General features: G+C 60.5%; 15 protein-coding genes. 10 read left to right on the top strand and 5 right to left on the bottom strand.

What is annotated here, in order from left to right; translation table 11 throughout:
* Positions 1-270: 270 nt before the first annotated feature.
* The 5 genes from KW848_RS09875 (at position 271) to KW848_RS09855 (ending at position 5,617) form a co-directional block, all read left to right on the top strand.
* Positions 271-1,626 carry a pitrilysin family protein gene (locus KW848_RS09875; protein ID WP_218536690.1) on the top strand — a complete coding sequence of 452 codons (1,356 nt, stop codon included), beginning with the start codon at positions 271-273 and terminating at the stop codon, positions 1,624-1,626.
* Positions 1,619-3,109: a pitrilysin family protein gene (locus KW848_RS09870; RefSeq protein WP_218536689.1), complete on the top strand. Its 1,491-nt coding sequence runs from the start codon at positions 1,619-1,621 to the stop codon at positions 3,107-3,109. The genes KW848_RS09875 and KW848_RS09870 overlap by 8 nt, the downstream gene beginning before the upstream one ends.
* Positions 3,109-3,720 carry a 16S rRNA (guanine(966)-N(2))-methyltransferase RsmD gene (gene rsmD, locus KW848_RS09865; protein ID WP_218536688.1) on the top strand — a complete coding sequence of 204 codons (612 nt, stop codon included), beginning with the start codon at positions 3,109-3,111 and terminating at the stop codon, positions 3,718-3,720. The genes KW848_RS09870 and rsmD overlap by 1 nt, the downstream gene beginning before the upstream one ends.
* A 63-nt stretch (positions 3,721-3,783) precedes the next feature.
* Entirely contained in the window at positions 3,784-4,782 is a 999-nt protein-coding gene (locus KW848_RS09860) for a hydrolase (protein WP_218536687.1), read from the top strand.
* Positions 4,783-4,786: 4 nt separating this feature from the next.
* On the top strand, positions 4,787-5,617 hold the full coding sequence (locus tag KW848_RS09855) for an AraC family transcriptional regulator (RefSeq protein ID WP_218536686.1): 831 nt from the start codon (positions 4,787-4,789) through the stop codon (positions 5,615-5,617).
* A gap of 63 nt (positions 5,618-5,680) precedes the next feature.
* Here the strand turns inward: KW848_RS09855 and KW848_RS09850 are convergent, their stop codons facing one another.
* Positions 5,681-6,535 carry a sulfurtransferase gene (locus tag KW848_RS09850; protein WP_218536685.1) on the bottom strand — a complete coding sequence of 285 codons (855 nt, stop codon included), beginning with the start codon at positions 6,533-6,535 and terminating at the stop codon, positions 5,681-5,683.
* A 43-nt stretch (positions 6,536-6,578) separates the two neighbouring features.
* Positions 6,579-7,250, bottom strand: a complete 672-nt coding sequence (locus tag KW848_RS09845) for a TetR/AcrR family transcriptional regulator (protein WP_218536684.1) — start codon at positions 7,248-7,250, stop codon at positions 6,579-6,581.
* A 146-nt stretch (positions 7,251-7,396) separates the two neighbouring features.
* On the opposite strand from KW848_RS09845, the gene KW848_RS09840 reads away from it, so the two are divergent.
* The 5 genes from KW848_RS09840 to KW848_RS09820 all read left to right on the top strand — a co-directional run bounded on the left by KW848_RS09840 (position 7,397) and on the right by KW848_RS09820 (position 12,108).
* Entirely contained in the window at positions 7,397-8,827 is a 1,431-nt protein-coding gene (locus tag KW848_RS09840) for a coniferyl aldehyde dehydrogenase (protein ID WP_218536683.1), read from the top strand.
* Between the two features lie 31 nt (positions 8,828-8,858).
* Positions 8,859-9,404, top strand: a complete 546-nt coding sequence (locus KW848_RS09835) for a twin-arginine translocation pathway signal protein (RefSeq protein ID WP_218536682.1) — start codon at positions 8,859-8,861, stop codon at positions 9,402-9,404.
* A 159-nt stretch (positions 9,405-9,563) separates the two neighbouring features.
* Positions 9,564-11,159 (top strand): GMC family oxidoreductase, encoded by a 1,596-nt coding sequence (locus KW848_RS09830; RefSeq protein WP_218536681.1) that lies wholly within the window; start codon positions 9,564-9,566, stop codon positions 11,157-11,159.
* 115 nt (positions 11,160-11,274) lie between these two features.
* Entirely contained in the window at positions 11,275-11,754 is a 480-nt protein-coding gene (gene coaD / locus KW848_RS09825) for a pantetheine-phosphate adenylyltransferase (protein WP_008150570.1), read from the top strand.
* Positions 11,755-11,856: 102 nt separating this feature from the next.
* Positions 11,857-12,108 (top strand): YfhL family 4Fe-4S dicluster ferredoxin, encoded by a 252-nt coding sequence (locus tag KW848_RS09820; RefSeq protein ID WP_008150569.1) that lies wholly within the window; start codon positions 11,857-11,859, stop codon positions 12,106-12,108.
* 130 nt (positions 12,109-12,238) lie between these two features.
* Here KW848_RS09820 and KW848_RS09815 read toward each other — a convergent pair whose 3' ends face one another.
* From KW848_RS09815 to KW848_RS09805, 3 genes are read right to left on the bottom strand one after another with little or no spacing between them, the layout of a single operon-like run.
* A complete protein-coding gene (locus tag KW848_RS09815) occupies positions 12,239-12,562 on the bottom strand; it encodes a multidrug transporter (protein ID WP_192409105.1) in 324 nt (107 codons plus the stop codon).
* A 53-nt stretch (positions 12,563-12,615) separates the two neighbouring features.
* Positions 12,616-13,428: a bifunctional DNA-formamidopyrimidine glycosylase/DNA-(apurinic or apyrimidinic site) lyase gene (gene mutM / locus KW848_RS09810; RefSeq protein WP_111448431.1), complete on the bottom strand. Its 813-nt coding sequence runs from the start codon at positions 13,426-13,428 to the stop codon at positions 12,616-12,618.
* 28 nt (positions 13,429-13,456) lie between these two features.
* Positions 13,457-14,272 (bottom strand): HDOD domain-containing protein, encoded by an 816-nt coding sequence (locus tag KW848_RS09805; protein ID WP_165933976.1) that lies wholly within the window; start codon positions 14,270-14,272, stop codon positions 13,457-13,459.
* Positions 14,273-14,365: the final 93 nt, after the last annotated feature.

Genomic DNA, 14,365 nt, shown 5'->3' with positions numbered 1-14,365 from the left:
GCGATTGACCCAGCTTGTTCACGCGCAACATTTTGTCGAGGTGCAAACGGCACCTTACAAAAACGATTTCACGAAGGACTGAAGCGGAAAAATCGGCGAAAAAGCAGAGTTTAGTTGATAAACCATAGCCTTCTGCCGCAAACCCATTCAACCTGATCAAACGCAAAGGCCTGATAGGCGTGGCCGCCAGTAAAACGGATCAGTATCCTAGCACCCTCTCGCCCGCCGACGCTAAGACCAAGCGGGCAGCTCAACAGGTTTAAAAAACGAATGAATGCTCTAGCCCGCCGCGCTGCAGGCCTGCTGCTCAGCACAGTTTGTCTGCCCCTCTCGGCCCTGGCTGCCGATCCACAACCCACCCACGAATTCACCCTCGATAACGGCCTGAAGGTCGTCGTGCGCGAAGACCATCGTGCGCCGGTGGTGGTTTCCCAAGTCTGGTACAAGGTCGGCTCCAGCTACGAGACCCCCGGTCAGACCGGTTTGTCCCACGCCCTGGAACACATGATGTTCAAGGGCAGCGAAAAAGTCGGCCCCGGCGAAGCCTCGCTGATCCTGCGCGACCTCGGCGCCGAAGAGAACGCGTTCACCAGCGATGACTTCACGGCGTATTACCAAGTGCTGGCCCGCGACCGTCTGGGCGTGGCCTTCGAGCTGGAAGCCGACCGCATGGCCAGCCTGCGCTTGCCGGCCGACGAGTTCGCCCGCGAGATCGAAGTCATCAAAGAAGAACGTCGCCTGCGCACCGACGACAAGCCGATGTCCAAGGCCTACGAACGTTTCAAGGCCATGGCCTACCCGGCCAGTGGTTACCACACGCCGACCATCGGCTGGATGGCTGACCTGGACCGCATGAAAGTCGAAGAGCTGCGCCACTGGTACCAATCCTGGTACGTGCCGAACAACGCCACGCTGGTGGTGGTGGGCGACGTGACCCCGGACGAGGTCAAAACCCTGGCCCAGCGCTACTTCGGCCCGATCGCCAAACGTGATGTGCCGCCAGCGAAAATCCCGATGGAGCTGGCCGAGCCCGGTGAGCGCCAGATTACGCTGCATGTGCAGACCCAACTGCCAAGCCTGATGCTGGGCTTCAACGTGCCAAGCATCGCCACCACTGAAGATAAACGCTCAGTCAACGCCTTGCGTCTGATCTCCGCCCTGCTCGACGGCGGCTACAGCGGACGTATCCCGACACAACTGGAGCGCGGCGAAGAGCTGGTCTCTGGCGGTTCGTCGAGTTACGACGCCTATACCCGTGGCGACAGCCTGTTCACCTTGTCGGCAACGCCCAACACCCAGAAAAACAAAACCATGGCTCAGGCTGAAGCTGGCCTGTGGAAGCTGCTCGAACAGCTGAAAACCACCGCGCCGTCCGCTGAAGAACTGGAACGCGTCCGCGCGCAGGTCATCGCTGGCCTGGTTTACGAGCGTGACTCGATCACCAGCCAGGCCACCGCAATTGGCCAACTGGAAACCGTCGGCCTGTCCTGGAAGCTGATGGACACCGAACTCGCCGAGCTGGAAAGCGTGACTCCGGAAGATATCCAGAAAGCCGCCAAGCTGTATTTCACCCGCGAACGTCTCAGCGTCGCCCATGTATTGCCAGAGGAGACGACTCATGAGTGAGCGTAAAAAACCGCGCCTGGCGCTGATTGGCCTGATCGCTGTCGCCTTGATCGGGTCTGCCGCGTTCTACTTCTCGAAGACCGACGATTCCAAGGCCAGCGAAGCCCTCGACAAGGCCAAGGCCAGCCAGAAACTGCAATCACTGGCCGAGCTCGATGGCAAAGCGCCAAGCCACCGCACCCTGGACGTGCAGACCTGGAAAACCGCCGAGGGCGCCAAGGTGCTGTTCGTTGAAGCCCGGGAGCTGCCGATGTTCGACATGCGCCTGATCTTCGCCGCCGGCAGCAGCCAGGACGGCGACGCACCTGGCCTCTCCATGCTGACCAACGCCATGCTCAACGAAGGTGTAGCCGGCAAAGATGTCGGCGCCATCGCTCAGGGCTTCGAAGGCCTGGGCGCAGACTTTAGCAACGGCGCATTTAAAGACATGGCCCTGGCTTCCCTGCGCAGTCTCAGTGCCGCGGACAAACGCGAACCGGCGCTGAAGTTGTTCTCTGAAGTCATCGGCAAACCGACCTTCCCGGCCGATTCCTTTGCGCGCATCAAGAACCAGATGCTCGCCGGCTTCGAGTACCAGAAGCAGAACCCGGGCAAACTCGCGAGCCTGGAGCTGATGAACCGTCTGTACGGCGATCACCCGTACGCGCACTCCAGCGACGGCACAGCGAAAACCGTTCCGGCGATCACCGTGGCGCAACTGCGCGCGTTCCATGAGAAAGCCTATGCGGCTGGCAACGTGGTGATTGCGTTGGTGGGCGACCTGTCTCGCACCGAGGCCGAAGCGATTGCCGCACAAGTCTCCAGCGCGTTGCCGAAAGGCCCGGAGCTGGCGAAAATCCCTCAGCCGGAGGAACCGAAGGCCAGCATCGGTCACATCGAGTTTCCGTCCAAGCAGACCAACCTGATGCTCGCGCAATTGGGCATCGACCGTGACGACCCGGACTACGCGGCACTGTCCATGGGCAACCAGATCCTCGGTGGCGGTGGTTTCGGTACACGACTGATGAGCGAAGTGCGCGAAAAGCGCGGCCTGACTTACGGCGTCTATTCGGGTTTCACCCCGATGCAGGCCCGCGGCCCGTTCATGATCAACCTGCAAACCCGCGCCGAGATGAGCGAAGGTACGTTGAAACTGGTGCAGGATGTGCTCGCCGACTACCTCAAAACCGGCCCGACCCAGAAAGAACTCGACGACGCCAAGCGTGAACTGGCCGGCAGCTTCCCGCTGTCTACCGCCAGCAACGCCGATATCGTCGGCCAACTCGGCGCCATGGGTTTCTACAACCTGCCGCTGAGTTATCTGGATGATTTTATGCGCGAGTCCCAGAGCCTGACGGTCGAGCAGGTCAAAACCGCACTGAACAAACACTTGAGCACGGACAAAATGGTCATCGTCAGCGCTGGCCCGACCGTGCCGCAAAAGCCGTTACCGGCCCCAACTGATAAACCTGCCGAGCAACCGCTCGGGGTTCCGGAGCATTAATGGCCACTCGTCCTAAAAAACCCGCACACAACGTGCATAACGGCGTGAACCAACTGCGCATCATCGGCGGTGAATGGGGCAGCCGAAAGCTGAGCTTCCCGGATGCACCGGGCCTGCGTCCGACCCCGGACCGGGTGCGTGAAACCCTGTTCAACTGGCTCGCGCCTTATGTCGCTGGCGCCAAGGTTCTGGACCCGTTCGCCGGCAGCGGCGCATTGTTCCTCGAAGCCTTGTCCCGTGGCGCGGCCATGGGTCAGGCGCTGGACGCCAGCAACATCGCGGTCGCCAGCATCAAGGAGCATCTGGGCACGCTGCGCTGCACCACCGGCCAGATTCAGACCGCCGATGCCCTGCGCTATCTGGAAACCCAGACAGCGACTGCGTACGACCTGGTGTTCCTCGATCCGCCGTTCAACCAGAACCTGTTGCCAGGCGTTTGTGCATTACTTGAAGAGCGTCAGTGGCTGGCCGACGAAGCCTGGATCTACACTGAAAGCGAGAATGCGCCATCGAGCCTTGGCTTACCAGGCAACTGGCGCCTGCACCGGGAGCAGAAATCCGGGCGGGTGTATTACGCGCTGTGGCAACGTATGGCAGAGATTGCCGGTTAATCAACCGGCCTGAAAAAGGTGCGCGCCTCAAGCGAGGCTCGCACCGCTGCATCGAGAACCATCGTGCCCCATTTGCCAGAACGTTTCACCCCCGCCTTCGGCCTCGGCAACCCGCACTTGCAAACCTTGTGGGGACCGCTGTGGCGCAAAACCACACACATCGAACGCCAGCGCGAACGCTTGTGGCTTGAGGATGGCGACTTTCTCGACCTCGACTGGCACGGCCCGCACAGCGTCGAGGCGCCACTGGTGCTGGTATTGCACGGGCTGACCGGCTCTTCAAATTCGCCTTACGTGGCCGGCATGCAAAAAGCGTTAGGTGCCCAAGGCTGGGCCAGCGTCGCACTGAACTGGCGCGGCTGTTCGGGCGAACCGAATCTGTTGCCGCGCAGTTACCACTCCGGCGTCAGTGAAGACCTCGCCGAAACCATCAAACACCTGAAAGCCCAACGACCGCTCGCGCCGCTGTATGCGGTCGGCTATTCCCTGGGCGGCAATGTGTTGCTCAAGCACTTGGGCGAATCCGGCAGCAACAGTGGCGTGGTCGGTGCGGTGGCGGTGTCGGTGCCGTTTCGTCTTGATCAATGCGCCGACCGTATCGGCCAGGGTTTTTCGAAGTTCTATCAGGCGCATTTCATGCGGGAGATGGTCGCCTACATCAAGAACAAGCAGCGCCAGTTCCAGCATGACGGGCGCGAGGATGGTCTGGCGGCATTGGCCGCGCTGGGTTCACTGGAGAACTTGCGCACGTTCTGGGATTTCGATGGCCGGGTCACCGCGCCGCTGAACGGTTTTGCCGATGCCGAGGATTACTATCGCCGCGCTTCGAGTCGCTATTTCCTTGGCGAGATTCGTACGCCGACCCTGATCATTCAAGCGGCCGATGACCCGTTTGTCTTTCCTCATAGCCTGCCGCAAGCCGACGAATTGTCCGCCTGCACTCAATTCGAGCTACAGACCAAGGGGGGGCATGTCGGCTTCGTCGATGGCTCGTTCAGGCAACCGGGTTACTACCTGGAACGCCGCATCCCGCAGTGGCTGACCGCTGTGGGTCGCCAGTAAGGCCATGGGCGTCGATCAGGGCGAGTCGATCCGATTCTGGCAAACAGCACCGTTGGCCGGCGTCGAGCTATTGTCCGCGCGCTACATCGAACACCGTTTCGCACCCCATGTGCATGACGGCTACGTGATCGGCATGATCATGGCCGGCGCCCAGCGTTATCGCTATCGCGGCGCCGAACACCTGGCCGGTAGCGGCACGCTGGTGCTGATCAATCCGGACGAACTGCACACCGGTCATAAAGGCACCGAAGATGGTTGGTTGTATCGGGCGTTCTATCCGGACAGCGGTCAGATTCTGTCGCTACTCGATGAGTTGGAACTGCCGACCAACAACTTGCCGGCGTTTGGCGCGACGCTGTATCGCGATCCGGATCTGGTGAAGGGTTTCTGCCAACTGCATCGTCTACTGGAAAGTCCGTCCACGGCCCTGCAACAACAAACGGTCTGGCGGGAAATGATGCTGTTGCTGCTGCAACGGCACGCGACCGTGCCGATTGCCGGCAAGCCGGGCAAGGAACATCGGGCGGTGACGCTGGCCAAGGATCTGCTGCAAGCACAATTGGCGACGCCGCCTTCGCTGGAAGAACTGGCCGCGGCGGTCAACCTTTCACCCTTCCACTTCGCCCGGGTGTTCCGCCGCGCCACGGGCATGCCACCGCACACCTGGCTGATGCAGCAGCGCATCGCTCGGGCGCGGGCGTTATTACAGAACGGTTGCTTGCCGCTGGAAGTGGCGACGCAGCTGGGGTTTGCTGACCAGAGTCATCTGAGTCGGCAGTTCAAGCAGGTTTACGGGGTTGGGCCGGGGGCGTATCGCAGTTCCCGCCTACGGTGATATCTCAACGCATCAATTACCCCTGTGGGAGCGAGCCTGCTCGCTCCCACAGGGGTTAAGCGTTTATTCGCCGATGGCGATGCCGTGCGCAGGATCGTTGATCCACTCACTCCATGAACCGGCATACAACGAGCCCAACGGATAGCCGGCCAGGCACAACGCGAACAGGTTGTGACAGGCCGTCACGCCAGAACCGCAGTACGCCACCAGATCGGTCGGCGAACGATCACCGAGCTTCGCGGCAAAACGCTGCTTGAGCTGATCGGCCGGCAGAAAACGCCCGTCGCCGCCCAGGTTGTCGGTGAACGCCGCACATTGCGCGCCGGGAATATGCCCGGCAATCGGGTCGATCGGTTCTACTTCGCCCTTGAAACGCGGCAAGCCGCGGGCATCAAGGAGGGTCAGCGCGGGCTGGCCGAGACGTTTCTGGAGTTGTTCGGCGCTCAGGACCAGCGTGTTGTCCGGCGTCCCCGTGAAGGTGCCACGCTCAATCTGCGGCGGATCAAGACTCAGGGGCAAACCGGCAGCGTGCCAGGCCTTGAGCCCGCCATCGAGGATGAACACGCCGTCACGCTTGCCCAGCCAGGCCAGCAACCACCAGGCCCGCGCCGCGTAGGCACCCGGGCCGTCATCGTACAAAATCACATCGCTGTCGGCGTTGACGCCCCAGGCTTGCAGTCGCTCGATCAAGTCTTCAGGTTCAGGCAGCGGATGGCGCCCGGTCACCCCCTTGACCACTGTCCCGCTCAAATCACGCTCGAGATCGGCAAAGCTCGACTGGGCAATATGCCCTTCGGCATAGCTGCGCTGTCCGTAATCCGGGTCTTCAAGGGCAAAACGACAATCCAGAATCACCAGCCCCGGCTGCTCCTTTTTCAGGTCCAACGCTTGCGGGCTGATCAGTTGCGCTATGGGCATAACGGGCTCCTGTGATAGGCGATGTTTGATCCTACTGCACTTTCTATCCCACTTCTTCAAGCGCCTGGGCCAACGGCACGTAAAACTCCTCGAACAGCGCATTCACCGCGTCGCGAGACTGATCCGTGACAAAACCGGCCTCAAGCACCAGCACCTGATACACACCACGTTTTATGGCCTGCTCGCTCAGATGATTGGAATTTTCACGCGTGGTGCACAGAAAACGGACCCAGGACGTCAGGATGATCCAGGCATTGAGCGTCAGGGACTCGATCTGAACCTTGTCCATTTGCAGGATGCCGGCCTCGACGAAGCCCGCGTAGATATGCGTGCCATAGATCAGACAGCGTTGGGAAAAGCGCCGATAACGGGCGGCCAGCTCCGGATCACTGTCGAGCAAGTGCTCCAGATCACGGTGCAAAAACCGGTAGCGCCACATGGCGGCCAGCAATTCCTGGAGGTAGAAGCGCTTGTCTTCGACCGTGGCGGCACGCCCCTGGGGCGGGCGCAGGAAGCTGTCCACCAGGCTTTCGTACTCACTGAACAGCACGGCGATGATCGCCTGCTTGTTGGGGAAGTGGTAGTACAGGTTGCCCGGGGAAATTTCCATGTGGGCAGCAATGTGGTTGGTGCTGACGCTGCGCTCACCCTGCTGATTGAACAGCTCCAGGCTGTTCTGCACGATGCGCTCGCTGGTTTTGATCCGAGGGGCCATGGCTTGGGCTTTAATTCAAAAGGCGTTGACGGGCATCTTACGACCTATCCGCGAGTGGATAAAACAAAGCTGCGCCAGGATGTCATTTGACTTTATAGAGCATAGACTCTAAAAAGTCCCTCATTACAATAAATCCGGAGCCTACAATGACTGCTGACATCGCCTACTTGCAGAACCTGCAGCAGCCCCTGGAAGAGCTCCAGACTCTGTTCGACGCCCAACGCGCGGCGTTTGCCGCCAACCCGATGCCACCCGCCGGCCAGCGCCAGCAATGGCTAAAAGCCCTGCGCGATCTGTTGAGCAATGAGCGTCAGGCATTGATCGATGCCATCAGCCAGGATTTCAGCCATCGCAGCGCCGATGAAACCCTGCTCGCCGAACTGATGCCCAGTCTGCACGGCATTCACTACGCCAGTCAGCACCTCAAAGGCTGGATGAAGGCGTCGAAGCGCAAGGTCGGGGTTGCCTTTCAACCCGCGGCGGCCAAAGTCATTTATCAACCGTTGGGTGTGGTCGGGGTGATCGTGCCCTGGAACTACCCGCTGTATCTGGCCATCGGCCCATTGGTGGGCGCGTTGTCGGCAGGCAATCGGGTGATGCTCAAGCTCAGCGAATCGACCCCCGCCACCGGCGTGTTGCTCAAGGAACTGCTGGGCCGAATCTTCCCGCAAGACCTGGTCTGCGTGGTGCTGGGCGAAGCCGATATCGGTATAGCGTTCTCCAGATTGCGTTTCGATCACCTGCTGTTCACCGGCGCCACCAGCATCGGCAAACACGTGATGCGTGCAGCGGCCGAGAACCTGACCCCGGTGACCCTCGAACTCGGCGGCAAATCCCCGGCCATCGTGTCGCGCGACGTACCGCTCAAGGATGCTGCCGAACGCATCGCCTTCGGCAAGACGCTCAACGCCGGGCAGACCTGTGTGGCCCCGGACTATGTGCTGGTGCCGGAAGATCGCGTCGGAGCTTTCGTCGAAGCCTATCGTCAGGCGGTTCGTGGGTTTTATCCGACCTTGACCGACAACCCGGACTACACCGCGATCATCAATGACCGACAATTGGCGCGCCTCAACGGCTACATCAGCGACGCCACCAGCAAGGGCGCGCTGCTGATTCCGTTGTTCGACAAGGGCCAGGGGCGCCGCATGGGCCACAGCCTGCTGCTCAACGTCAGCAACGACATGATGGTGATGCAGGACGAAATCTTCGGCCCGCTGTTGCCGATCGTTCCGTACAAGGATCTGGATCAGGCCTTTGCCTACATCAATGAGCGACCTCGTCCGCTGGCCCTGTATTACTTCGGCTACGACAAGCGTGAGCAACACCGCGTACTTCACGAAACCCATTCCGGCGGCGTGTGCCTGAACGACACCCTGCTGCACGTCGCTCAGGACGACATGCCATTCGGCGGCATCGGCGCCTCGGGCATGGGTCATTACCACGGCCACGAAGGTTTCTTGACCTTCAGCAAAGCCAAAGGTGTGCTGATCAAACAGCGGTTCAATGCGGCGAAATTGATCTACCCGCCGTACGGCAAATCCATTCAGAAGCTGATCCAGAAGCTGTTTATTCGCTAACGATCATCATCCCCTTCGGGTAATAACAATAATGAGCCCAAGTCTGTCCGACACACCCGCGCTGTCACGGCGCGGCTTGCTTAAATTCAGCCTGGGTGCCAGCGCTTTTCTCGCCACCGCCGGTTTGGGCGCGAGCCTCAGCGGCTGCTCATCGAGCATTCCAGCCAGCGGTTTCGCGATTCTGCGCAGCGGTGACTTGCTGTTTCTGCGGTCATTGATTCCAGTGATGCTCGACGGCGCTGTGGCTGTCGAAAAAATGCCGACGGCCGTCGGTGACACCCTGCACTGCCTGGATAACGGTCTGAATCACCTGTCGCCGGAAATGCTCAAGCTGACCCGGCAGTTATTCGATGTGCTGGGAATGAGCATCACCCGCGGACCGCTCACCGGGATCTGGGGCAGTTGGGAAAACGCCAGTGCCGACGAAATCCGGCATTTTCTCGATCGCTGGGAAAACAGTTCGTTAAGTCTGCTGCGCATGGGCCACAGCTCGCTGCTGCAACTGGTGATGATGGCTTGGTATAGCCGGGCGGAGTCGTGGGCGCATTGCGGGTATCCCGGGCCGCCTACGGTCTGAAACCGTGGCGCCTCCTTCGCGAGCAAGCCCGCTCCCACAGGGTTTGAGTCGCTCACAAAAGGGTGGCCCATCACAATTCCTGTGGGAGCGTGGCTTGCCCGCGAAGGCGTCCTCATGAACACCACTGCATCCAAACCATAACAACAAGAGAACCTGAAGATGCCCGTACCCGATCCGTTCCGCGAAGGCCTGGCCCGTGGCTGGAAAACCTATAACGGCTCGCAACTGACCCAGGACCTGACCCTCGAAGCGGACGTGGCGATTATCGGCAGCGGCGCGGGCGGCGGCACCACCGCCGAAATCCTCAGCGCCGCGGGCTACAAGGTATTGCTGATCGAGGAAGGCCCGCTCAAGACTAGCAGCGACTTCAAGATGCTCGAAGACCAGGCCTACACCAGCCTCTACCAGGAAGGTATAGGCCGCATGAGCAAGGACGGCGCGATCACCATCCTTCAGGGCCGGGCGGTGGGCGGCACCACACTGATCAACTGGACTTCAAGTTTTCGCACGCCGGACCCGACCCTCGACCACTGGGCCAAGGAACACGAGGTCAAAGGCCACACGCCGGCCGAGATGGCGCCGTGGTTCGAAAAAATGGAGCAACGCCTGGGCGTCGCCCCCTGGATGATCCCGCCCAACGCCAACAATGACGTGATCCGCAAAGGCTGCGAAAAACTCGGCTACGCCTGGCATGTAATCCCGCGCAATGTGCGTGGCTGCTGGAACCTGGGCTACTGCGGCATGGGTTGCCCGACCAACGCCAAGCAATCGATGCTGGTCACGACCATTCCGGCGACGCTGGAAAAAGGCGGCGAGTTGCTCTATCTGGCTCGTGCCGAAAAGCTCTTGATCAGCAGCGACAAGGTCACAGGCTTGCACTGCGTAGCGCTGGACGACCGCTGCGTCGCACCTACCGGACACACGATCACGGTCAAGGCCCGGCATTACGTGCTGGCCGGTGGCGGGATCAACAGCCCGGCGTTGCTTATGCGCTCCGAGGCGCCGGATCCGCACAAACGGCTGGGTAAACGGACTTTTCTACACCTGGTGAACATGTCCGCCGGGCTGTTCGACGAGGTGATCAACCCGTTTTATGGCGCGCCACAATCAATCTATTCCGACCATTTCCAATGGCAGGACGGCACCACCGGAAAAATGTCTTACAAACTCGAAGTACCGCCGCTGCACCCGGCGCTGGCCACGACCCTGCTCGGCGGTTTCGGTAAGGAAAACGCCCAACACATGGAAAACCTGCCCCACACCCACGCCATGTTGGCCCTGCTGCGGGACGGTTTTCACCCGGACAGCCTCGGCGGCAGCGTCGAGTTGCGCGGTGACGGCACGCCGGTGCTCGACTATCAGGTTTCACCCTATGCCTGGGACGGATTGCGTCGGGCGTTCCACAGCATGGCAGAGATCCAGTTCGCTGGCGGTGCCAAGGCAGTAATGCCCATGCACGCCGACGCTCGCTACGTGAAAACCCTCGCCGAAGCGCGCACGCTGATCGACGGCCTGAGCCTGGAGCTGTATCGCACACGCCTGGGCAGCGCCCATGTGATGGGCGGTTGTGCCATGGGTGAAGACCCGAAAAACGCCGTGACCGACAGCCTCGGCCGGCATCATCAGCTGGGCAATCTGTCGATTCATGACGGCTCGCTGTTCCCCACCAGCATTGGCGCAAACCCGCAATTGTCGGTCTACGGGCTGACAGCGCAGCTGGCAACTTCTTTGGCCGAACGTTTGAAAAACCCATGAAAAGGGAGAATATTCCCATCGTCTATAGTGCTTTCTTACTCAAAAGGCGACTTGGCCGACCGGGAAGGCTGCGATACCATCCGACTCCCCAACGGACTCCCGCCAGGACGACGCGATGAACCGAGTGTTGTACCCAGGTACCTTCGACCCTATTACCAAGGGCCATGGCGATCTGGTCGAACGCGCCGCGCGCCTGTTCGATCATGTGATCATCGCCGTCGCCGCCAGCCCGAAGAAAAACCCGTTGTTTCCCCTGGAACAGCGTGTGGCGCTGGCCCGCGAGGTCACTAAACACCTGCCCAACGTTGAAGTCGTCGGCTTCTCGACGTTGCTGGCGCATTTCGCCAAAGAGAAGAACGCCAACGTGTTCCTGCGTGGTTTGCGAGCGGTGTCGGACTTCGAATATGAATTCCAGCTGGCCAACATGAACCGTCAGCTGGCGCCAGATGTGGAAAGTCTGTTTCTTACCCCGTCCGAGCGTTATTCGTACATTTCCTCGACGCTGGTCCGTGAAATCGCAGCCCTGGGCGGCGATATCACCAAGTTTGTACACCCTGCGGTGGCGGATGCCCTGAACGAACGCTTCAAGAAGTAGCAACCGCTCAAGCGGCGTCCGCGTGCACTGCGGGCGCCAATGCGGCACAATTGTGCGCATTGGTTTATTGCGCCCGGGCCTTCCGCCCTGGCTGGAGTTAGCATGTCCCTGATCATCACCGACGATTGCATCAACTGCGACGTCTGCGAACCCGAGTGTCCGAACGCCGCCATCTCCCAGGGCGAAGAGATCTACGTGATCGACCCGAACCTGTGCACCCAGTGCGTCGGCCACTACGACGAACCTCAGTGCCAGCAAGTGTGCCCGGTGGATTGCATTCCGCTGGACGAGGCGCACCCGGAGACTGAAGAGCAGTTGATGGAGAAGTACCGGAAGCTTACCGGCAAGGCTTGAGTCAAATAGTTTTGTAGCGACTGTGCCGGCCCTATCGCGAGCAGGCTCGCTCCCACAGTTGATCGCGGTCTACTGTGGGAGCGAGCCTGCTCGCGATAGGGCCATCAGCCACACCAAAGTAGTAACTGGCTCACTCCCGCTGCTCAAACCCCTCCCCGATACACCCAAGACACCGCACGAACGCCGCTTTCGCCGGGTCGACCACCAACGCCTGCCCCGCATCGCCGACACCGCCACCCAAGGCGGTAAACGGCAACGACACCACAAACGCTCCGGCACCAATCACCGTCGCCACGACCAGCAAGGGTCGGGCAATCAGCAAATCGCCGATCATCGCGTACGCCGGGGGATTCTGGATGGTGTAGCGCGGGTCGCCGCTGCCCGCATTTGCTGCCAGCACTGGCGCACCGATGCTCAGCAGCAAAACGACGACAAGGGTTCGAAACAGGTTCATGGCACAGTCCTTGGGCGAGGCAGTCAGAACACTGACTATAGACCCTGAGCGTTTCAACTCTGACAACGCGGGCAAAAGACGCTCGCACGCTGCCCGAGCTTCACTTCCCGCAACTCCGTGCCACAGACCTTGCAGGGCGCACCGCCACGGCCGTACACGAACAGTTCCTGCTGGAAGTAACCCGGCTGACCGTCACCGCCGATAAAGTCGCGCAGTGTGGTGCCGCCGCGCTCGATAGCGGCCGCCAGGATGCGTTTGATCTCGATCGACAGTTTCAGATAACGCCCCCGAGAGATGCTTTTGGCCTCACGACGCGGGTCGATACCGGCGGCGAACAACGCTTCGGTTGCATAGATATTGCCCACGCCGACCACCACCGCGTTATCCATGATGAACGGCTTGACCGCCATGGATCGCCCGCGGGACTGCTGGAACAAGCGTTCCCCGTCGAACAGGTCGGTCAACGGCTCCGGCCCCAGGCGGATCAACAATTCGTGGTTGAGCGGGTCGAGGCTCCAGAGCATCGCGCCAAACCGGCGCGGGTCGGTGTAACGCAGGGCCAGGCCGGACTCCAGCTCGATGTCCACGTGCTCATGCTTGGCCACCGGCGTGCCGATTTCCACCAGACGCAGATTTCCCGACATCCCCAAATGGCTGATCAGCGTGCCGACTTCGGCATTAATCAGCAGGTACTTCGCGCGTCGCTCCACCAGCACGATGCGCTGGCCAGACAGCCGCACATCCAGGTCTTCGGGAATCGGCCAGCGCAAGCGCCGCTCACGCACGATCACCCGGCTGACGCGCTGGCCTTCCAGGTGTGGCGCAATTCCGCGGCGAGTGGTTTCGACTTCAGGCAGTTCCGGCATGGTGCTCTCGAATCAGGCTGTGCAACGCTCAGCGGTGAGCGCCAAGGTCACGAATCGTTTGTTTGAGGGTCTCGAAGTCGTAGTCCGAGAGGCCGACATAATCGAGAACCAGCGGTGCGATGCTGTTCCACTCATGGTCATCACGCTGGTTGCCCAGCACCCGGAAGGACGCACAAATGTGCTCGGCCATTTTCAGGATCGCCAGCAGGTTTTTCAGCTGACTGTTGCGCGACGACTCATCGCTGAAGATCGCCAACGCGTTGTGGTGATTGGCGATGGCGGCGGTCACATGCTCCGGCAGGCGCCAGGATTTGGCGGTGTAATAACCGACCACTGCGTGGTTGGTATTGAACACCCGATTCTCAGTGTCCACCACCCGGCATTCAGCGCTGGCGCTGGCGTAAGCCTCTTCCAGAACGGTCATGTAGTTGGGGAAGCGCTTGAGCATCAGCGGCACGCCGCAGTCATGGAACAGACCCAGCGCGTACGCTTCATCGCCGGCCTGGACGCCGATGCGCTTGGCCAGGGTCAGGCAGGTCATCGCCACGTCCTGGGCGGTATCCCAGAAACGATTCAAGGTAACGATGGTGTCGTCGTTCATCTCGCCCTTGATCGACTGCGCGTTGATCAGGTTGATGATCGAGCGGCTGCCCAGCAGGTTCACTGCACGCTGAATCGAGGCGATCTTGTTGCTCAAGCCGTAATACGGCGAGTTGACGATTTTCAACAAGGCGCCAGAGAGGCCTGGGTCCTGGGAGATCAGCTTCGCGATCACCTCCAGATCCGGATCGGGCATGTACTGTTCCATCTGCAAATCCACCATGATTTGCGGCTGGGCCGGCACGCTGATGCCTTGCAGGGACTGTTGAATCTGTTCGGAAGTCAGCTCTGGGGACATAAGTACACACTCTGGGACAGGCGGCGATTCTAACCCTTA

The organism is Pseudomonas sp. PDM25 (genome assembly GCF_019219045.1).
Lineage (GTDB): Bacteria > Pseudomonadota > Gammaproteobacteria > Pseudomonadales > Pseudomonadaceae > Aquipseudomonas.
This window is presented reverse-complemented; position numbering and strand designations above follow the sequence as displayed.